The following is a 19826-nucleotide window of genomic DNA, read 5'->3' on the forward strand; positions in this document are numbered from 1 at the left end:
TTCGGACGTCCATCAGACGGCGCCGCTCAGCACCTCGGCCGTTTGCGCGCGCTTCACGCCGGCTGCGCTCAACTGCTGCCACGCCGTGGCGAGCGAGCCATTCAGGTCGATGGCGCGCGAGGCGTCTTCGATCAGCACGGTCTCGAAGCCGGCGGCGCGCGCATCGAGCGCGGACCACGCGACGCAATAGTCGGTCGCAAGCCCGCAGCAATAGACGCGCTTCACACCGAGATCGCGCAGATAGCCCGCGAGCCCGGTCGGCGTCGTGCGGTCGGCCTCGAGAAACGCCGAATAGCTGTCGACGTTTGCGTGATGCCCCTTGCGGATGACCGCGCGCGCATGCGGCACGGCGAGATCGCGATGCAGTGCGGCGCCCTCCGTGCCCTGCACGCAATGCGTGGGCCACAGCACCTGCTCGCCGTAGGGCAGCGCGATCGTCTCGAAGGGCTGGCGCCCCGCGTGATTGCCCGCAAACGACACGTGCTCCGCCGGGTGCCAGTCCTGCGTGAGCACCACGTTCCGGAATGCCTGCGCGAGCCGGTTCGCGACCGGCACGACTTCATCGCCGTGCGCGACGGCAAGCGCCCCGCCCGGCATGAAGTCGTATTGCAGATCGATCAGCAGGAGCACGTCTTCAGCGCTTCTCATGATGTTCGTCCGTCACCCAATGGCTTAGTTGAAAGACCCGCCCTTCTCGGCCAGTTCGGCAAGCGACGAGGCGATCTGCCATGCGTCGCCGTTCGGCTGCTGCGCATAGCGGCGGATCGCGCGCGCCACGTTGTAGAGGCCAACGGTGTCCGCATAGAGCATCGGGCCGCCGCGCCACAGCGGGAACCCATAGCCCGTGAGATAGACCATGTCGACGTCCGACGCCTTCGAAGCAATGCCCTCTTCGAGAATCTTCGCGGCTTCGTTCACGAGTGCGTACACGAGGCGCTCGACGATTTCCTCATCGCCGATCTTGCGGCGCCCGGCGCCCACTTCCTTCGAGTACGCGACGATCATGTCGTCCACGAGCTTCGAAGGCAGCGCATTGCGCTCGCCCGCCTTGTAGTCGTACCAGCCCGCGCCCGTCTTCTGGCCGAAGCGGCCCAACTCGCACAGACGGTCGGCGACTTTCGAATACTTGAGGTCCGGCTTTTCCTGGTAGCGGCGCTTGCGGATCGCCCAGCCAATGTCGTTGCCCGCGAGGTCGCTCATGCGGAACGGGCCCATCGCGAAGCCGAACTTCTCGATTGCGCGGTCCACTTGCGCCGGCAGCGCGCCTTCTTCGAGCATGTAGAGCGCCTGGCGCACGTATTGCTCGATCATGCGGTTGCCGATGAAGCCGTCGCACACGCCCGAGACCACGGCCGTCTTGCGGATCTTCTTCGCGACCTGCATGACCGTGGCGAGCACGTCCTTGGCCGTGTCCTTGCCGCGCACGACTTCGAGCAGCTTCATCACGTTGGCAGGACTAAAGAAGTGCAGGCCCACCACATCTTGCGGACGCTTCGTGAACGCGGCGATCTTGTCCACGTCGAGCGTCGAGGTGTTCGACGCGAGAATCGCGCCGGCCTTCGCGACTTCGTCGAGGCGCTTGAACACCTGCTCCTTCACGCCGAGCTCTTCGAACACGGCCTCGATGATGAGGTCGGCTTCCTTGAGGTCGTCATAGGACAGCGTCGGGCGGATCAGCGCCATGCGCGCTTCGAGCTTCTCGGCCGTGAGCTTGCCCTTCTTGACCTGGGCTTCGTAGTTCTTGCGGATCGTCGCGATGCCGCGGTCGAGCGCTTCCTGCTTCGTTTCGAGCAAGGTGACCGGCAGGCCCGCGTTGAGGAAGTTCATGGTGATGCCGCCACCCATCGTGCCCGCGCCGATCACCGCCACCTTCTGGATCTCGCGCGTGGGCGTGCTCGACGGCACGTCGGGGATCTTGCTCGCGGCGCGCTCGCCGAAGAACGCATGGCGCAGCGCGCGGCTCTCCGGCGTCTGCACGAGTTCGAGGAAGCATTCGCGCTCGAACACGAGGCCTTTATCGAAGCCCTGCTTCACGCCCGCGGCAATGGCGTCCACGCACTTCACCGGCGCCGGATAGTTCTTCGACATCGCCGCAACGGTGTTGCGCGAGAACTGCAGGAAGCCTTCGGCATTCGGATGCTCGATCTTGCGGTTGCGCACGAGCGGATGCGGCCCTTGCTTGTCGGCGGCCTTGCGCGCGAAGGCGACGGCCTCGTCGAGCAGATCGCCTTGCGCCATGGCGTCGAACAGGCCCGCATTCGCGAGCTTTTCGGAAGGCACCGGTGCGCCGCTCACGATCATGTTGAGCGCGGCCTCGAGGCCGATGGCGCGCGGCAGGCGCTGCGTGCCGCCCGCGCCGGGCAGGATGCCGAGCTTCACTTCGGGCAGCGCGATCTGCGCGCCCGGCGCGGCGATGCGATAGTGCGCGCCGAGCGCGAGCTCGAGGCCGCCGCCCATGGCCACGCTATGGATCGCGGCCACGACGGGCTTCGCGCTCTTCTCGACTTCCTTGATGACGGTGTGGAGCGTGGGCTCCTGGGTCGCCTTGGGCGTATTGAATTCGGTGATGTCGGCGCCGCCCGAGAAGGCCTTGCCGGCGCCCGTGATCACGATCGCCGAAACGGCCGGATCGCTGTTGGCACGCGCCAGACCCTCGACGATGCCGGTGCGGGTCGAATGCCCGAGCCCGTTGACGGGCGGATTGTTGAGCGTGATGACGGCGACGCCGTCGCGAGTCGTGTAATCCACTGCCATTTGCCTGCCTCCGTACTTGCGGGCCGCGATGTGCATCACGTGTATCAGGCACACGCACCGGCCGCTTCATTGTCCGGCATTCCCGGTCTACACGCAGAATACCGAAAAAAGAACGTTCGTTCAATTTTTTGCTGCGCACAAGACGCCAGGGTTTGTACTGAGTCTTCGGCCAATGCGCGGAAATCGGACAGACAGGCGAAAAAAACGCAGCCCGAGGGCTGCGCTGTGTTCGAGTGTGTTGGGCGCTAGCGGCGCAGGTCGGCCGATTGCGTGCTGTCCGGGGCTCCGCCGGCCGCGCCGCCGCCCGCGCTTCTGTCCGAGTCGTGGGGCTCGAGCGGACACTTCTCGCCCACCTCCAGCGCGCTCGGCAACACGTAATGGCGGAACTGCTCGCGCAGCTTGAGCTTTTGCAGCTTGCCGGTGGCCGTGTGCGGCAGTTCGTCGACGAACACCGCGTCGTCGGGCAGCCACCACTTCACCACCTTGCCGTCGAAGAACGCCAGCAGCTCCTCGCGCGTCACCTGCGCCCCCGGCTTCTTCACCGCGACGATCAACGGCCGCTCGGTCCAGCGCGGATGCGCGCAGGCGATGCACGCGGCCTCCGCGATGGCCGGATGCGCCACCGCGATGTTCTCGAGCTCGATCGAGCTGATCCACTCGCCGCCCGACTTGATCACGTCCTTGCTGCGGTCGGTGATGTGCAGGAAGCCGTCGGGATCGATGGTCGCGACGTCGCCGGTCGGGAACCAGCCGTCCACGAGCGGCGTGCCGTTTTCCTGCCTGAAATAGCGATCAATGATCCACGGCCCGCGCACGTGCAGATCGCCGAATGCCACGCCGTCCCATGGCAACTCGCGCCCGTCGTCGCCGACGATTTTCATGTCGACGCCGAAAATCACGCGCCCCTGCTTTTCGAGCAGCGCGCGTTGCGCCTCGGGCGGGCGCCGCGCCTGCTCCCAGTTCAGCTTGGCGAGCGTGCCGAGCGGCGACATCTCGGTCATGCCCCACGCGTGGATCACCTGCACGCCGTAGTCGTCTTCGTAGGTGCGCAGCATGGCCGGCGGACACGCCGAGCCGCCAATCACCGTGCGCTTGAGCGTGGAGAATTTCACGCCGGTCTCACGCATGTACGCGAGCAGGCCGAGCCACACCGTCGGCACGCCGGCCGAGCAGGTCACGCCCTCGGCTTCCATCAGCTCGTAGAGCGACTTGCCATCGAGATCCTTGCCGGGCAGCACGAGCTTCGTGCCGTTGAGCGGCGCCGCGTGCGGCACGCCCCACGCGTTGACATGGAACATTGGCACGACCGGCAGCAAGGCGTCGCGCGCGGAAAGCCCCATCGCGTCGGGCAGCGATGCACCATAGGCGTGCAGGACTGCCGAGCGGTGCGTATAGAGCGCGCCCTTCGGGTTGCCCGTGGTGCCAGAGGTGTAGCAGAGATTCGAGGCGCTGCGCTCGTCGAGCAAGGGCCAGTCGTACGCGCCGTTTTGCGCCGCGAGCAGCGTCTCATAGCAGAGCACCGGCGTGCGCATGGCCGGCAGGTGAGCCTCGTCGCACAGTGCGATCCAGCCGCGCACCTGCGGGCACTGCGGCGCGAGCGTGTCGACGAGCGCGGCGAATGTGATGTCGAAGAGGACGTAGCGGTCTTCCGCGTGATTGACGATCCAGGCGATCTGCTCGGGGAAGAGGCGCGGATTGATGGTGTGGCACACGGCGCCGAAGCCGGTTACGCCGAAGTACGCCTCGAGGTGCCGGTAGCCATTCCACGCGAGCGTGCCGATGCGCTCGCCCGGTTCGACGCCGAGCGCGATCAGCGCCTGCGCCAGCTGCTTCGAACGTACTTCGCACTCGCGGTACGTATAGCGATGCACGTCGCCTTCGATGCGCCGCGACACGATCTGCGCGTTGCCGTGATGGCGCGCCGCGTGCGCGATCAGCGACGACACGAGGAGCGGCACGTCCATCATTTGTCCCAACAGCGGCGCGGTGGTCGCGGTCATGGTCAGCGGTCTCCTCGACTCGAATGCCAGTTTTTTTGTATGGGATGGCGTAATCCTCGCCGGTCTCGGCGCGGCATGCAGGGAGCCGCAAAGGCAAGTCCGACACGCGTTCGGGCCGCGTCCTGCACGCCGGCGGGCGCGGACTTACAATATCGGCTATTCAACAGGCGCTCAACATGTCGTTTTCACCAGGCCAAACTGACTCAAACGGCGGCTCGACCGCCCCGCGCGCGCCGTCAGACGGCCCGCTCGCCGACTTCGAACGCGCGCTCGGCGTGCCCCGCGACGACACGTTCGCAGCGCTCGGCGCGACCTTCCATACGCGGCTGCCCGGCGCTCCGCTGCCCGCGCCGTACGTGGTGGGCTTCTCGGAGCAGACGGCGGCGCTGCTCGGCCTCGATCGCGAGGTGCCGTCCGATCCCGCATTCGCCGAGTATTTCTGCGGCAACTTCACACGCGAGCGATCGCCTTCGACGATGTCGTATGCGAGCGTCTACTCGGGACACCAGTTCGGCGTCTGGGCGGGCCAGCTCGGCGACGGGCGCGCGCTCATGCTCGGCGAGATCGAGCACGCGGGCAAGCGCCTCGAGGTCCAGCTCAAGGGCGCGGGGCGCACGCCCTATTCGCGCATGGGCGACGGCCGCGCGGTGTTGCGCTCGTCGATCCGCGAATTCCTGTGCTCCGAGGCGATGCATCACCTCGGCATTCCGACCACGCGCGCGCTGACCGTGATCGGCTCGGATCAGCCGGTGCGCCGCGAAGAGCTCGAAACCGCCGCGGTCGTCACGCGCGTGTCGCCGAGCTTCGTGCGCTTCGGCCACTTCGAGCACTTCTATTCAAACGACAACGTGGAGGCGCTGCGCGCACTCGCCGATCATGTGATCGGCCGCTTCTACCCGCATCTGCGCGAAGCCGACGATCCGTATCTCGAGCTGCTCGACGAAGCGGTGCGCAGCACGGCGGCGCTGATGGTCGAGTGGCAGGCCGTGGGCTTCTGCCATGGCGTGATGAACACCGACAACATGTCGATACTCGGCCTCACGATCGACTATGGCCCGTTCGGCTTCATCGACGGGTTCGACGCGAATCACATCTGCAACCACTCCGATTCGCAGGGCCGCTACGCCTACCGCATGCAGCCGCAGATCGCGTACTGGAATCTGTTCCGCCTCGCGCAGGCGCTGCTGCCGCTGTTTGGCGCGCACTACGACATCGCCGACGAAAAGGCGCGCGGCGAGCGCTGCGTGGCCGATGCGCAAGGCGTGCTCGAACGCTTCAAGGGGCACTTCGCGCCGGCGCTGGAAGCCCGCATGCGCGCAAAGCTCGGCCTCGAACACGCGCACGAAGGCGACGACGCGCTTGCGAATCGTCTCTTCGAAATCATGCACGCGAACCGCGCCGACTTCACGCTGACGTTCCGCCATCTTTCGCGCGTCTCGAAGCACGACGCGCAAGGCGACACGTCCGTGCGCGACCTGTTCCTCGATCGCGCCGCGTTCGACGCCTGGAGCCTCGACTATCGCGCCCGCCTCGCACTCGAAACGCGCGACGACACCGCGCGCGCCGTCGCGATGAATCGCGTGAACCCGAAATACGTGCTGCGCAATCACCTCGCGCAAACGGCCATCGAGCGCGCCGCGCAGAAAGATTTCAGCGAGCTGGAACGGCTGGCAAAGGTGCTCGAGCGTCCGTTCGACGAGCAGCCCGAGCACGAAGCCTACGCAGCGCTGCCGCCCGATTGGGCGAGCTCGCTCGAAGTCAGTTGCTCTTCGTGAGCACGCCCCCATCTACGGCAGAGCCTTCCACCGCGCATTTGACCCGACAGGAACCCGACATGAGCCAGGACGATCACAACTCCGACGCCTACCCCGGCCAGAAGTCCGACGCCGAATGGCGCAAGCAGCTCGACGCCACGCAGTACCAGGTCACGCGCCACGCGGCCACCGAGCGCCCCTTCACGGGCAAGTACTGGGACCACACCGAGCGCGGCGTATACGACTGCGTGTGCTGCGGCACGCCGCTCTTCGAGTCGGATACGAAATTCGACGCCGGCTGCGGCTGGCCGAGCTACTTCCGCCCGATCAACGGCGAAGTGATCGAGGAGCGCACGGACCGCTCGCACGGCATGCTGCGCATCGAAGTGCGCTGCAAGCACTGCGGCGCGCACCTCGGTCACGTGTTCGAGGACGGCCCGGCCCCGACCGGCCTTCGGTATTGCATCAATTCGGCTGCGCTACAATTCGAGCCCAAGTGAACGCGGGCGAGGCAAGCTCGCGTCCCGCAGGGGGTGACGCAGGACTGAAAGCGTCGCGCCCTCTTTTTGCGGCTCCTTTTGTAAACTTTCAGGCCGATATGAAATTTCTGTTTGATCTGTTCCCGATCATCCTGTTCTTTGTCGCCTTCAAGCTGTGGGGCATCTTCACGGCCACGGCCGTGGCGATCGTCGCAACGCTCGCGCAGATCGCGTGGGTGGCGTTCCGCCACCGCAAGGTCGACCCCATGCTGTGGCTCAGTCTCGGGATCGTCGTCGTGTTCGGCGGCGCCACGCTCATGCTGCACGACGAGACCTTCATCAAGTGGAAGCCCACGGTGCTCTACTGGGCCTTCTCGGTCGTGCTGCTGGTCTCGCAGGTGGCGTTCGGCAAGAACCTCATCGAAGCGATGATGGGCAAGCAGATCAGCCTGCCGTCGCGCATCTGGACGCAGCTGAACTTCGTCTGGTCGGTCTTCTTCGCGCTGCTCGGCATCCTCAATCTGTTCGTTGCGTTCCACTTCTCCACCGATGCTTGGGTCGACTTCAAGCTGTTTGGCGCGACGGGCATCCTCGTGGTGTTCATCCTCGGCCAGAGCCTGTGGCTCTCGCGTCACATGAAGGAAGAAGAATGAGCGACGTGTTTCTGAATGCCAGCCCCGCCGAGCGCATGGCGCTGATCGAAACGCGCCTCACGGCGGCGCTCGCGCCCGTCGCGTCGATCGTCGTGCGCGACGACAGCGCGCAGCATGCGGGCCATGCCGGCGCCTCGGCGGGCGGCCATTATCACGTCACGATCGTTGCGGCCGCATTCGCGGGGAAAGCCCGCGTGGCAAGGCATCGCATGGTGTATGATGCGCTGGCCGAAGCCATGCAGCGCGGCATTCACGCGCTCGCAATCACGGCGCTCACGCCCGAAGAGGCGGCAGCGCTGCCCCGGCCAGGCGCGCCCCGCTAAACCCTACTTTTAGTTCGCCCCGTTAGGACTTTTCGATGACCCTGAAGAAAACCCGTCTCTGGGTGTTGCTGGCTGCGTGTGCGGCGGCTCCCGCCTTTGCGCAGAACGTTGCCGTCGTGAACGGCACGCCGATTCCGAAGTCGCAGGCCGACGCGCTCATCGCCCAGGTCGTGGCCCAGGGCCAGCAAGACACGCCGGACCTGGAAAAGGCCGTGCGCGAGGAACTCATCAACCGTCAGGTGCTGATGCAGGAAGCGGCGCGCCTCGGCATTCCGAACCGTCCGGACGTGAAGGCGCAACTGGCGATGGCGCAGCAGCAGGTCGTCCTGCATGCGTGGATCCAGGACTTCCTCAAGAACAACCCGCCCACCGACGCCGAAGTCAAGGCGATGTACGACAAGCTCACGCAAAGCGCGGGCGGCAAGGAATACCACCTGCATCACATCCTCGTGGACAACGAGCAGCAGGCGAAGGACCTGATCGCGAAGATCAAGGCCGGCGCGAACTTCGAAGACCTCGCGAAGCAATACTCGAAGGACCCGGGTTCGGCGAAGAACGGCGGCGATCTCGACTGGTCGGACCCGAAGGCCTACGTGCCGGAATTCGCCGATGCGGCCACGCACCTGCAGAAAGGCCAGATCACCGATACGCCGGTGCACACGCAGTTCGGCTGGCACATCATCCGCGTGGACGACATTCGCGACATCGCACCGCCGCCGCTCGAGCAGGTGCGTCCGCAAATCGTGCAGCAGTTGCAGCAGCAAAAGCTGCTCGCGTTCGAGCAGCAACTGCGCGACAAGGCCAAGATTCAGTAAGGCTGCATTCGCGGCTTCGTTGCTGTGATCAAAAACCCCGCGACCTGCGAAGGCGCGGGGTTTTTTGTCGGCCTGGCGGGACGTGATGCGCTGGCGACCGGGCCGTTCAGGTGCGCCGTTACTTCGGCAAAGCATTCAACTCGTAGCTCGTGCTGCGCCCGCCTCCTTCCGCCTTGCGCAAAACGCCGCGCGCGAGCAGGTCGTTGATATCGCGTAGCGCGGTATCGGAGGAGCATTTGGCGATGGCCGCCCATTTGCCGCTGGTGAGCTTGCCGTCGAAACCATCGAGCAGCTTGTTGACCAACTTCGCTTGCCGCTCGTTGAACGGTGCAGTGGCCCAGTGGTGCCAGAAGCGTGCCTTGGCCAGCACCGTATCCAGCGTGAACTGCGCTTGATCGACCGCACGATGCAACGCATCGAAGAACCAGGCCAGCCAGTCGGTGACGTCCATCGACTGTTTCTGGGTGCGCTCCAGGATCTCGTAGTACGCCTTGCGCTCCCGCTGTATCTGTGCCGACAAGCTATAGAAGCGTTGCAGGCTACCGTCTGCACGCGCCAGCAACAAGTCGCCGATGGCTCGGGCCACCCGGCCATTGCCGTCATCGAACGGATGCAGCGTGACGAACCATAGATGCCCAAGGCCAGCCCGGATCAGCGGCGGCTCCTTCGGCGGGCCGTTGATCCAGTCGAGGAAGCCGCTCATCCCGGCGTCGAGCCGTTGCGCAGGCGGCGCCTCGAAATGCACATACTGTCGACCCACCGGACCGGAGACGACTTGCATCGGCCCGCGGGAATCGTCGCGCCACGCGCCGACGTCAATGCGCGAGAGACCCGCGTAGCCGGTCGGAAACAATGCCGCGTGCCAGCCGAACAGGCGCGCTTTCGTGACCGGCAAGCGGCTATGGGAGGTGGCGTCCAGCACCATCTCCACCACGCCGTCGACGTGGCGATCCACGGGTGCCAGCGCGCCGATGTCCACACCCAGACGACGCGCAATGGACGACCGTACCGAGGCAACGTTCAGATGCTCGCCTTCGATCTCGCTGGTTTTGACCACGTCGTCGGTCAAGGCGGCAAGGCTGGCCTGATCGCGCAGCCTCATGCCGACATCGGCCAGACGCCCCATCAGCAATCCCTGGGCGCGGCTCGCCTCGGCCATGGGCTCGGCCAGTTTCGCCAGGTCGTAGCGCCAGATCGGCCAATCGCCGGCTTGCCAGATGTAGGTGTAATCGCCGCTATTCATGCGGCGATTATGAGCCGTATTCGCCGCATCGACAAGTTATTCGCCGCAACAAATGCGGTGAATAAGAGGCGCATTCGCCGCAAGCCTGTCCTGGCGGCACTTCGGGGCGTTCGCTCTCTTGCCGCCAAAAACCTGAAACCCCGGCCACACCCAGGTCCAGGGCATGGCCGGGGTCTCTCGACTCCGACGGGGCCGTCAGTCCGACGGCGGAACGGCAGCGCAGCTTAGCCCAGCCACTTGCGCGCGTTCTGGAACGCACGCAGCCACGGGCTCGCCTCGCCCCAGCCTTCCGGATGCCAGCTCATCGTCACCGTGCGCTGCACGCGCTCGGTGTGCGGCATCAGCACCGTGAAGCGGCCATCGGGCGTCGTGACCGAGGTGATGCCCTGCGGCGAGCCGTTCGGGTTGAACGGATAGCCTTCGGTCGCCTGACCACGGTGGTCGACGTAGCGCATCGCCACCGCCACCTTCGAGATGTCGCCTTGCTGCGAGAAGTCCGCAAAGCCTTCGCCGTGCGCGACCGCGACCGGAATGCGCGAGCCTTCCATGCCGTTGAAGAAGATCGACGGCGAGCTTTGCACTTCGACGAGCGAGAAGCGCGCTTCGAACTGCTCCGACTTGTTGCGCGTGAACTTGGGCCAGGCTTGCGCGCCCGGGATCATCGAGGCAAGGCTCGACAGCATCTGGCAGCCGTTGCAGATGCCGAGCGCGAAGGTGTCCTCACGCGCGAAGAACGCCGCGAACATGTCCGCGAGCTTCGCGTTGAAGCGGATCGTCTTGGCCCAGCCCTCGCCCGCGCCCAGCACGTCGCCGTACGAGAAGCCGCCGCAGGCCACTGCGCCCGCGAAGTCGGCGAGCGTCGCGCGGCCTTCGAGCAGGTCGCTCATGTGCACGTCGTGCGCGTCGAAACCGGCGCGATCGAACGCGTAGGCCGTTTCGAGGTGCGAGTTCACGCCCTGCTCGCGCAGGATCGCCACGCGCGGACGCGCGCCCTTGCCGATGAACGGCGCGGCCACGTCTTCGGCCGGGTCGAACGTGAGATGCGGCTGCATGCCCGGATCGGCGGCGTCGAGCAGCGCGTCGTATTCGGCGTCGGCGCACGCGGGGTTGTCGCGCAGGCGCGCGATGCGCCAGCTCACTTCGCTCCACACGCGTTGCAGTTCCGCGCGCGGCGCTTCATAGATGCGCTTGGCGTCGCGATAGATCTCGATCGAGTCGCGGTTATTGAGCGTGCCGACGACATGCGAGCACGCCGAAAGGCCATGCTGGCGCAGCACGGCGAACACGGCGTCGCGCTGCTGGGCCGGCACCTGAATCACGGCGCCCAGTTCCTCCGAGAACAGCGCGCGCACCGTGCGGTCTTCGCGGCGGCCGCTGGTCTGCTTCGCCCAGTCCTTGGCATCGCCGTAATCGGACTCGTGCTCGCTGTCGAGCGTGAGCATGTCGACGTTCAGCGACACACCCGTATGGCCCGCGAACGCCATTTCGCAGACCGTCGCCCACAGGCCGCCGTCCGAGCGGTCGTGGTACGCGAACAGCTGCTCGTTCGCGTTGAGCTGCTGGATCGCCGTGAAGAACTGCTTGAGGTCTTCGGCGCTGTCCACGTCGGGCACCGCGTCGCCCACCTGCTGGGTGACCTGCGCGAAGATGCTGCCGCCCATACGGTTCTTGCCGCGGCCCAGATCGATCGCGATCAGCACCGAGTCGCCCACTTCGTCGGCGCGGCGCAGTTGCGGCGTCACGTGGCGGCGCACGTCCTCGACCGGCGCGAACGCGGAAATGATCAGCGAGACCGGCGCGACCACTTCCTTCGCGACGCCCTCTTCATTCCACTTCGTGCGCATCGAGAGCGAATCCTTGCCCACCGGAATACCGATGCCGAGCGCCGGGCACAGCTCCATGCCGATCGCCTTCACGGTGTCGTAGAGCGCGGCGTCTTCGCCCGGTGCGCCGCAGGCGGCCATCCAGTTCGCCGAGAGCTTGAGCTTGTCGAGCGAGAGAATGGGCGCGCTGGCGATGTTGGTGATCGCCTCGCCCACGGCCATGCGGCCCGACGCCGGTGCATCGATCACGGCGAGCGGCGTGCGCTCGGCCATCGTCATCGCTTCGCCCTTGTAGCCGGCGTAGTCGAGCGCGGTGATCGCGCAGTCGGCCACCGGCACCTGCCACGGGCCGACCATCTGGTCGCGCACCGTCGTGCCGCCCACCGAGCGGTCGCCGATAGTGATGAGGAAGGACTTGCTGCCGACCGTCGGGTTGCGCAGCACGCTCTTCGCGACTTCGTCGAGCGAGATGCCCGTGACTTCGACTGGCGTGAGCGGCACGCTCGCGTGCTCGACGTTACGGTGCATGCGCGGCGGCTTGCCGAGCAGGATGTCCATCGGCATGTCGACAGGCTGGTGGCCGCCGTTCGCGGCGAGCGCCTGCTCGTCGGTGTCGATCAGCTTCAGTTCGCGCTCCGCGGTCGCCACGCCCACCACGGCGAACGGGCAGCGCTCGCGCTGGCAGATCGCTTCGAACATCGGCAGAGCGGCGGGCGGGATCGCGAGGACGTAACGCTCCTGCGACTCATTCGACCAGATCTCGCGCGGCGAGAGGCCCGATTCTTCGAGCTGCACTTTGCGCAGCTCGAAGCGCGCGCCCTTGTCGGCGCCGTCGACGAGCTCGGGGAACGCGTTCGAGAGGCCGCCCGCGCCCACGTCGTGGATCGAGAGGATCGGGTTGGCCTCGCCGAGCTGCCAGCACGAGTTGATGACTTCCTGCGCGCGGCGCTCGATTTCAGGGTTGCCGCGCTGCACCGAGTCGAAGTCGAGCTCGGCGGTGTTCGTGCCCGTGGCCATCGAGCTGGCGGCACCACCGCCCATGCCGATGCGCATGCCGGGGCCGCCAATCTGGATCAGCAGCGTGCCCGCGGGCAGGTCCTGCTTGTGCGTGAGCGTCGCGCTGATGTTGCCGATGCCGCCCGCGATCATGATCGGCTTGTGATAGCCGCGCACGGTGCCGGCGACGTTCTGCTCGTAGGTGCGGAAGTAGCCGCCGAGGTTCGGACGGCCGAATTCGTTGTTGAACGCGGCGCCGCCGAGCGGCCCGTCGATCATGATCTGCAGCGGCGAGGCGATACGGTCCGGACGGCCATAGGCCTCGCTTGCATCGGCGGGATTGCGGTGCGCGAGCGGCGTGACCGCGTCGCGGGCGTTTTCCCACGTTTCGCGCGCGTCGGGCAAGTCGAGGTTCGAGACCGTGAAGCCCGTGAGGCCGGCCTTCGGACGCGCGCCGCGGCCCGTCGCGCCTTCGTCGCGAATTTCGCCGCCCGAGCCCGTTGCCGCGCCGGCGAACGGCGAGATCGCGGTCGGGTGGTTGTGCGTCTCCACCTTCATCAGCGTGTGCGTGAGCTCGGTGTGGCGGCCGTACTGCTCGCCCGGCGTACCGTCTGTGTTGCTCTTGCGCGGGAACCAGCGTTCCGCGACTGCGCCTTCCATGATCGACGAGTTGTCCGAGTAGGCGACGATGGTGCCCTGCGGGCTCACCTTCTCGGTGTTGCGGATCATCGCGAACAGCGACAGGTCCTGGTCCTGGCCGTCGATCGTCCAGCTCGCGTTGAAGATCTTGTGGCGGCAGTGCTCGCTGTTGGCCTGCGCGAACATCATGAGCTCGACGTCGGTCGGATTGCGTTCGAGCTTGGTGAAGTTCTCGACGAGGTAGTCGATTTCGTCGTCGGCGAGCGCGAGGCCCAGTTCGACGTTGGCCGTCTCGAGCGCCTTGCGGCCGTGGCCGAGCACGTCGACGGTCTGCATCGGCCGCGCCGGCAGCTCGTCGAACAGATGCAGCGCCGTGTCGCGCGAGGCCGCCACGCTTTCGGTCATCCGATCGTGCAGCGCGGCCGCGACGGCGGCGTGCGCCTCGTCCGACAGGGTCTTCTTGCCGCCCAGCAGGCCGCTCTTGAGGATCACCGTGTACTCGACGCCACGCTCGATGCGGCGCACCTGCTCGAGGCCGCAGTGATGCGCGATGTCGGTGGCCTTGCTCGCCCACGGCGACACCGTGCCAAAGCGCGGCACGACGAGGAACGTCACCGCGCTGCCACGCTCCTGCGGGGCCGCGAATGGCGCGCCGTAGTGCATCAGCGCTTCGATCTTCGCGCTGTCGTCAGCGGTGAGCGGCGTGGCCGAGTTGACGAAGTGCAGGAACTGACCGTGTACGCCGACGATATTGGCATCGATACGCTGAAGCGTTTCGAGCAGGCGGGTCTGGCGGAAATCGGAGAGGGCCGAAGCACCGGGGAAACACGAGAAGTGGGCCATGGACTGGGGCGTTGCGTCGAAGTTGCGTCGGAGTTACGTCGCGCCTTCGCCTCGCACGGGCAACTCGCGGGGTGGCGAAGCGCCGCACGCAGGCGGTGACGTCGGGCCGACGTCGGGCGATGAAAGGAGATCGCGATTATAACCCGGAAGCCCCCTTCCGGCCGCCCTTCGAGGCGGGCGCAACGCGCTTGAAACGGCACGCCCGTGCGTCTTTTCGCGACACCGGCGTATGGCGTCACGATGATCCGCGTGGCGTCATCGATATTTTCTTGATTCAGGATGGGCTGGCGCAGCGGTGGCCGGCCGGTATTGCGCGTCTCGCGAGCGGCGCTCGCGCGGCGTGATTGCCCGCTTGTCCTGGGTCGACGCACGCATGCCGCGCACATGGCGAGCGGCCCGGTTTGGCTGCTATGATTGCGCGTTTCACCCGATCGGCGCGACAGCCTGCGCCGCATGCCTCACCCCCTTCGGCAGGGCGCCCTCGCTCCTCGGCGCGCCGCCTGCCTGCAGATCGAATCATCATGGATGTCATCGTCATTGGCGGCGGAATCGCCGGCGTCGCCACCGCCTACCAATTGCGCGCGGCGGGCCACCGCGTCTGCGTAGTCGAGCGCCACGCCACCGTTGCACAAGGCGCGAGCTATGGCCATAGCGGCGTCGTGCTGCCCACACCGCTCGACGTCTGGTTCGGCCCCACTTTCCTGCGCAACGGCCGGCAGTCGTCGGGCGGAGTGATCTGCAAGACCGGTTTCACCGGCCAGGCGCGCACCTTCGTGAAGCGTCTCTCGACACTGCACGGCTCGGAAGCCTTCGCCGCGCGCTACACGCTCCTGCGGCCGTTGATCGAATCGGCGCAAAACGTGCTGGAGGACGCCGAGGGCCGCTTCCAGCTCGAATACGAGCAGCGCGAAGGCCTGCTCTACCTCGTGCGCGGCAGCGACGAATGGTCGCTCACGCAACCCGCGCTCGAATTGCTGCGCCATTTCGAGACGCCACATCACGTCCTCACTGCGCACGAGTGCGTGGCGGCCGAACACACGATTCCCGCCGATCCGCCGTTCGCCGGCGCCGTGCGCTTCGACCACGCGCGCGTGGCCAACTGTCCGCTCTTCGTCAAGCAGCTCAAGCAAGAGCTCGATACGCTCGGCGGCGTGCAGTTCCAGACCGGGCGCACCGTGAGCGCGATCCGCCTCGAGAACGCGCGCGCGGCCGTGGAGCTCGCGCCGCGCCCCGAGGAAGCGGCGCGCAAGCGCGACGTCGAAGTGATTTCCGCCGATGCCGTGGTCGTCGCGGCCGGCGCGCAAACGCCGAGGCTGCTCGCGCCGCTCGGCTTCAAGCTGCCGTTCTATCCCGTGCGCGTGCACACACTGAACGCGCCCGTCGCGCACGAGGAATGCGTGCCGCATACGACGCTGATCGACGCCGCACGGCGTATCGCGATCACGCGCACGAATCACCGGTTGCGCATTTCGGGCGGCGCGGTGCTCCAGCGCATGAAGGAGCTCGACGAGGCGCTGCCCGAGGCGCTCACCGAAGAGGCCCTCGCCCTGCTCGGCGAGGCCTCGCGCGACTGGGCGCCAGGCGCCGCGCGCATTTCGGCGGCGCTCGCGTGGGAAGGCATGAAGCTGCTCTCCGCCGACGGCATGCCCGCGGTGGGCAGCGCAGGGCACCCGCGGCTCTACGTCAATGCCGGGCATGGGCCGGCCGGCTGGGCACTCGCGCTGGGGTCGGCGCGCCTCATTGCTGCACAGATCTCGGGCACCGCGCCCGATCTGCCCGCCGAGACCATCGAAGCGCTCTGGCCCGGGCGCGATTGAGGCGCGCTCGCGCCTTTTCTTCCTTCCGCTTCATGATGTTCCAGGGCCGCTGACACCCTGTCAGCGAGCGCGATAGCGCGTCTGCCAGCACCCGGACGCGCGGCGCTCGGGTATCGTTGCATTGTCGAATTCCCGCACGCGCAGCCGTCTCTTGCGGCTGCCTTCGCCACCATGACAGACGCCACGTTCACCCTGCCCCTTCCGATGCTCGTCAATCCGCACGACCGCGCCGTGCCACTCCTCACCGTCGCGCAGTTACGCGAAGCTGAAACGGCCGCTCAGGCTGCGCTACCCGAGCACACGCTGATGGCACGAGCCGGCGCCGGCGCCGCCCATTTTCTGCGCGAGCAGATCGCGCATGCACCGTCGCCGGTCAGCGCGAAGCCCGTCTGGTTCGCCGCCGGCCCCGGCAACAACGGCGGCGACGCGCTCGTGGCCGCCGCCGAGCTCAAGCGCGCGGGCATCGACGTCGAAGTCTGCATGCCGCTCGAAGTGAAGCCCGACGACGCGCGCTGGGCGCTCGCCGAGGCGCGCGCCGCAAGCGTGCCGATCACCACCGCGCCGCCCGAGTCGTTCGACGCCTACGGCTGGCTCGTCGATGGCCTGTTCGGCATCGGCCTCGCGCGCGCGCTCGACGGCGTGTTCGGTGCGCTTGCGCAACGGCTTGCGGCACGCGCGCGCAGCCACGGGCATGTGCTCGCGCTCGATGTGCCGAGCGGCCTCGACAGCGACACGGGCAACGTCGTCGGTGGCGGCCCGGCCGTGCGCGCGACCCATACCGTCACCTTCATCGCCGCGAAGCCGGGGCTCTATACGGGCGCGGGCCGCGATTACGCCGGCGCGGTGAGCGTGGCGCCGATTGGCCTCGATGCGGGTCTCGCGCCCGACACGGCGCCAGGCGCAAGAACCATCCAGCCAACTGGCATCGAAGCCGATCCCGGAACGCATCCGTTGGCAGACACGATCGCCCAACCCGCGCGCCTGAACGCGCCGGCGCTGTTCTCCGCGGCGTTGCCCGCGCGCGATTTCGCCACCAACAAAGGCAGCTTCGGTACGCTCGCCGTGGTGGGCGGCGACACCGGCATGTGCGGAGCACCGATCCTCGCCGCCCGCGCCGCTCTGCTCGCGGGCGCTGGCAAGGTTCACGTGGGCTTCCTCGGCAGCGACGCGCCGCCCTACGACGCGCCGCATCCCGAGCTGATGCTGCATACCGCCGGCAAGCTCGCCCTCGAGACGATGAGCGCCGTCGCGGCGGGCTGCGGCATGGGCGGGAGCGCGTCCGCACGGCAGCTCGTCGACCGCATCCTGCAGCTCGACGTTGCAGTGCTGCTCGACGCGGACGCCCTGAACCTCGTCGCCCGCGATGAACTGCTCGCCAAGCGCGTGGCCGAGCACTTGAGCGCCCATGGCACGCCATGCGTGCTCACGCCCCATCCGCTCGAAGCCGCGCGGCTGCTCGGCACGGATACAGCCGCCGTGCAGCGCGACCGGCTGGCCGCGGCGCGCGCACTTGCGGCGCGCTATGCGGCGGTCGCCGTCCTCAAGGGCAGCGGCACGATCATCGCCGCGCCCGATGGGCGCGTCGCCGTCAATCCCACCGGCAATGCGGCGCTGGCCACCGGCGGCACCGGCGACGTGCTCGGCGGCCTGATCGGCGCCCTGCTCGCGCAGCGCCTGCCGCCCTGGGAAGCGGCACTGGCGGGCGTCTACCTGCACGGCCTCGCCGCCGACACGCTCGTGAGCGAGGGCGACGGCCCCGTGGGCCTCGCCGCGGGCGAACTCGCACCGGTGGTCCGGCGCCTGATGAACCGCTTGTTCTACGCGCTGAAAGATTGATGCAAGCTTCGCCGGCGGCCTTGCGGCACGCGGTTTGCTAGTCCCACTCGGCGATTCGCACAGTGCTGCTCAGTGACACACGGCCCCGCTATACTGATCTTTCGCGCGCCGCTCACCGGCGGCGCGCGCATCCCCGCAGCGCGTGACGCGCGTCGGCCCACCGGCCCGCGCCGTTCGCCGCCCTCCCTTCGTTTTCCCGCGCTAGACGAACATGACGAATCCGCTTCCTGCCTGGTCCGCGCTACAGACGCACTACGAACAGATCCGCAACGAAAAGATGCGCGACTGGTTCGCACCCGCCAACGATCCCGCGCCGACTCGCGCCGAACGCTACACGTACACGGGCGGCGGCCTCGGAGCCGACTTCTCGAAGAACCGTATCAACGACGCCACGCTGAAGCTGCTCGTGCAACTCGCGCGCGAGGCCGGCGTCGAAAAGCGCCGCGATGCGATGTTCGCGGGCGAAGTCGTCAACCCGACCGAAGGCCGTGCCGCACTGCACACCGCGCTGCGCGCAACCGAGCCCGACGCGCCGTTCCACGCGCAGATCGCCGCCGAGCGCGCCAAGATGGCGAAATTCGCCGACGCCGTGCGCAGCGGCGCATGGACCGGCTACACGGGCAAGCGCATCCGCCACGTGGTGAACATCGGCATCGGCGGCTCGGACCTCGGGCCGAAGATGGTCGTGCACGCGCTCAAGCATCTCGAAACGCCCGAGATCCACTCGCACTTCGTGTCGAACGTCGACGGCGCCGATCTCTGGCGCGTGATCGATGACATCGATCCGGAGGAAACGCTCGCGATCATCGTCTCGAAGACCTTCACGACGCTCGAGACCATGACGAACGCGCGCTCGATGCGCGACTGGTTCGTCCAGCACGGCTGCCCGGAAAGCGCGCTCGCGAAGCACTTCGTGGGGGTTTCGGCGAACCCCGCCGAAGTCGTGAAGTTCGGCATCGCCAAAGACAACGTCTTCGAGATGTGGGACTGGGTGGGCGGCCGCTATTCGCTGTGGTCGGCCGTGGGCCTTTCGATCATGATCGCGATCGGGCCGCAGCAGTTCGACGAGCTGCTCGCGGGCGCCCACGACATGGACAAGCACTTCCGCGAGGCGCCGCTCGAAAAGAACCTGCCGGTGCTGCTCGGCATGATCGGCATCTGGTATCGCAACTTCTTTGGCTCGCAGAGCTATCTGGTTGCACCGTACTCGGAAGCGCTGCACTACCTGCCCGCCTACCTCCAGCAGCTCGAAATGGAGAGCAACGGCAAGTCTGCGCGCCTCGACGGCCAGTTCGTCGATTACCCGACCGCGGCGGTCACCTGGGGCGAGCCCGGCACGAACGGCCAGCACGCGTTCTTCCAGATGCTGCACCAGGGCCCGACGATCGTGCCGATCGACTTCGTCGCCGTGCTCACGCCCGAGCATCCGCTCGGCGATCATCATCCGAAGCTGCTCGCCAACTGCTTCGCGCAGAGCGAGGCGCTGATGCTCGGCCGCACCGAGGAGGAAGCGCGCAAGGTGGCCGGCCCGGACAAGCCCGAGCTCGTGCCGCACCTCGTCTTCCCCGGCAACCGTCCGACCACGACGCTGCTCGTCGACGCGCTCACGGCGCGCTCGCTCGGCGCACTGATCGCGCTGTACGAGCACAAGGTGCTGGTGCAGGCCTCGGTCTGGGACATCAACCCGTTCGATCAGTGGGGCGTGGAGCTCGGCAAGATTCTCGGCAAGGTGGTCGAGGCCGACCTCACGGCCGCGAGCGCCGACGTGAAGCCGCACGATTCGTCAACGGCCGCGCTGATCGCGAGGGCGCGCGCTGCGCTCAAGCGTTGATGCGCTGATGGCATGAAAAA

At 67.1% G+C, this 19826-nt stretch carries 14 protein-coding genes; 9 read left to right on the forward strand and 5 right to left on the reverse strand.

What is annotated here, in order from left to right:
• Positions 1-12: 12 nt before the first annotated feature.
• The 3 genes from pncA to BO1_RS49520 all read right to left on the reverse strand — a co-directional run bounded on the left by pncA (position 13) and on the right by BO1_RS49520 (position 4754).
• On the reverse strand, positions 13-648 hold the full coding sequence (gene pncA / locus BO1_RS03665; RefSeq protein ID WP_028216400.1) for a bifunctional nicotinamidase/pyrazinamidase: 636 nt from the start codon (positions 646-648) through the stop codon (positions 13-15).
• Positions 649-672: 24 nt separating this feature from the next.
• The gene (locus tag BO1_RS03670; RefSeq protein ID WP_028216401.1) at positions 673-2754 is read right to left on the reverse strand and encodes a 3-hydroxyacyl-CoA dehydrogenase NAD-binding domain-containing protein; all 2082 of its coding nucleotides are present in this window, start codon (positions 2752-2754) and stop codon (positions 673-675) included.
• A gap of 245 nt (positions 2755-2999) precedes the next feature.
• Entirely contained in the window at positions 3000-4754 is a 1755-nt protein-coding gene (locus tag BO1_RS49520; protein ID WP_084687750.1) for a 3-(methylthio)propionyl-CoA ligase, read from the reverse strand.
• A 176-nt stretch (positions 4755-4930) separates the two neighbouring features.
• Between BO1_RS49520 and BO1_RS03680 the strand changes: the two genes are divergently transcribed.
• From BO1_RS03680 to BO1_RS03700, 5 genes are all read left to right on the forward strand, one after another.
• The gene (locus BO1_RS03680) at positions 4931-6529 is read left to right on the forward strand and encodes a protein adenylyltransferase SelO (protein ID WP_043283674.1); all 1599 of its coding nucleotides are present in this window, start codon (positions 4931-4933) and stop codon (positions 6527-6529) included.
• A 59-nt stretch (positions 6530-6588) separates the two neighbouring features.
• Complete coding sequence (gene msrB, locus BO1_RS03685; RefSeq protein ID WP_028216403.1) at positions 6589-7008, forward strand: peptide-methionine (R)-S-oxide reductase MsrB; 420 nt, start codon at positions 6589-6591, stop codon at positions 7006-7008.
• A gap of 98 nt (positions 7009-7106) precedes the next feature.
• Entirely contained in the window at positions 7107-7640 is a 534-nt protein-coding gene (locus tag BO1_RS03690) for a septation protein A (protein ID WP_028216404.1), read from the forward strand.
• On the forward strand, positions 7637-7963 hold the full coding sequence (locus BO1_RS03695; protein ID WP_028216405.1) for a BolA family protein: 327 nt from the start codon (positions 7637-7639) through the stop codon (positions 7961-7963). The genes BO1_RS03690 and BO1_RS03695 overlap by 4 nt, the downstream gene beginning before the upstream one ends.
• Positions 7964-7998: 35 nt before the next feature.
• Positions 7999-8778 (forward strand): peptidylprolyl isomerase, encoded by a 780-nt coding sequence (locus BO1_RS03700; RefSeq protein ID WP_028216406.1) that lies wholly within the window; start codon positions 7999-8001, stop codon positions 8776-8778.
• Between the two features lie 118 nt (positions 8779-8896).
• Here the strand turns inward: BO1_RS03700 and BO1_RS03705 are convergent, their stop codons facing one another.
• Together BO1_RS03705 and purL are read right to left on the reverse strand one after the other, a co-directional pair.
• On the reverse strand, positions 8897-10021 hold the full coding sequence (locus tag BO1_RS03705; RefSeq protein ID WP_028216407.1) for a Fic family protein: 1125 nt from the start codon (positions 10019-10021) through the stop codon (positions 8897-8899).
• A 224-nt stretch (positions 10022-10245) separates the two neighbouring features.
• Positions 10246-14322, reverse strand: a complete 4077-nt coding sequence (gene purL, locus BO1_RS03710) for a phosphoribosylformylglycinamidine synthase (RefSeq protein ID WP_028216408.1) — start codon at positions 14320-14322, stop codon at positions 10246-10248.
• A gap of 119 nt (positions 14323-14441) precedes the next feature.
• On the opposite strand from purL, the gene BO1_RS03715 reads away from it, so the two are divergent.
• The 4 genes from BO1_RS03715 (at position 14442) to pgi (ending at position 19806) form a co-directional block, all read left to right on the forward strand.
• Complete coding sequence (locus BO1_RS03715) at positions 14442-14666, forward strand: hypothetical protein (RefSeq protein ID WP_043283675.1); 225 nt, start codon at positions 14442-14444, stop codon at positions 14664-14666.
• A gap of 177 nt (positions 14667-14843) precedes the next feature.
• On the forward strand, positions 14844-16139 hold the full coding sequence (locus BO1_RS03720) for an FAD-dependent oxidoreductase (RefSeq protein ID WP_028216410.1): 1296 nt from the start codon (positions 14844-14846) through the stop codon (positions 16137-16139).
• A 171-nt stretch (positions 16140-16310) separates the two neighbouring features.
• Positions 16311-17975: a bifunctional ADP-dependent NAD(P)H-hydrate dehydratase/NAD(P)H-hydrate epimerase gene (locus tag BO1_RS03725; RefSeq protein WP_028216411.1), complete on the forward strand. Its 1665-nt coding sequence runs from the start codon at positions 16311-16313 to the stop codon at positions 17973-17975.
• Between the two features lie 211 nt (positions 17976-18186).
• Positions 18187-19806, forward strand: a complete 1620-nt coding sequence (gene pgi / locus BO1_RS03730; protein WP_028216412.1) for a glucose-6-phosphate isomerase — start codon at positions 18187-18189, stop codon at positions 19804-19806.
• Positions 19807-19826 lie beyond the last annotated feature (20 nt).

Source organism: Paraburkholderia oxyphila NBRC 105797 (assembly GCF_000685075.1).
Taxonomy (GTDB): domain Bacteria; phylum Pseudomonadota; class Gammaproteobacteria; order Burkholderiales; family Burkholderiaceae; genus Paraburkholderia; species Paraburkholderia oxyphila.

Coding starts and splice junctions, on each gene's coding strand:
- pncA (WP_028216400.1), bottom strand. CDS start 648: ATGAGAAGCGCTGAAGACGTGCTCCTGCTGATCGATCTGCAATACGAC.
- BO1_RS03670 (WP_028216401.1), bottom strand. CDS start 2,754: ATGGCAGTGGATTACACGACTCGCGACGGCGTCGCCGTCATCACGCTC.
- BO1_RS49520 (WP_084687750.1), bottom strand. CDS start 4,754: ATGACCGCGACCACCGCGCCGCTGTTGGGACAAATGATGGACGTGCCG.
- BO1_RS03680 (WP_043283674.1), top strand. CDS start 4,931: ATGTCGTTTTCACCAGGCCAAACTGACTCAAACGGCGGCTCGACCGCC.
- msrB (WP_028216403.1), top strand. CDS start 6,589: ATGAGCCAGGACGATCACAACTCCGACGCCTACCCCGGCCAGAAGTCC.
- BO1_RS03690 (WP_028216404.1), top strand. CDS start 7,107: ATGAAATTTCTGTTTGATCTGTTCCCGATCATCCTGTTCTTTGTCGCC.
- BO1_RS03695 (WP_028216405.1), top strand. CDS start 7,637: ATGAGCGACGTGTTTCTGAATGCCAGCCCCGCCGAGCGCATGGCGCTG.
- BO1_RS03700 (WP_028216406.1), top strand. CDS start 7,999: ATGACCCTGAAGAAAACCCGTCTCTGGGTGTTGCTGGCTGCGTGTGCG.
- BO1_RS03705 (WP_028216407.1), bottom strand. CDS start 10,021: ATGAATAGCGGCGATTACACCTACATCTGGCAAGCCGGCGATTGGCCG.
- purL (WP_028216408.1), bottom strand. CDS start 14,322: ATGGCCCACTTCTCGTGTTTCCCCGGTGCTTCGGCCCTCTCCGATTTC.
- BO1_RS03715 (WP_043283675.1), top strand. CDS start 14,442: ATGAAAGGAGATCGCGATTATAACCCGGAAGCCCCCTTCCGGCCGCCC.
- BO1_RS03720 (WP_028216410.1), top strand. CDS start 14,844: ATGGATGTCATCGTCATTGGCGGCGGAATCGCCGGCGTCGCCACCGCC.
- BO1_RS03725 (WP_028216411.1), top strand. CDS start 16,311: ATGACAGACGCCACGTTCACCCTGCCCCTTCCGATGCTCGTCAATCCG.
- pgi (WP_028216412.1), top strand. CDS start 18,187: ATGACGAATCCGCTTCCTGCCTGGTCCGCGCTACAGACGCACTACGAA.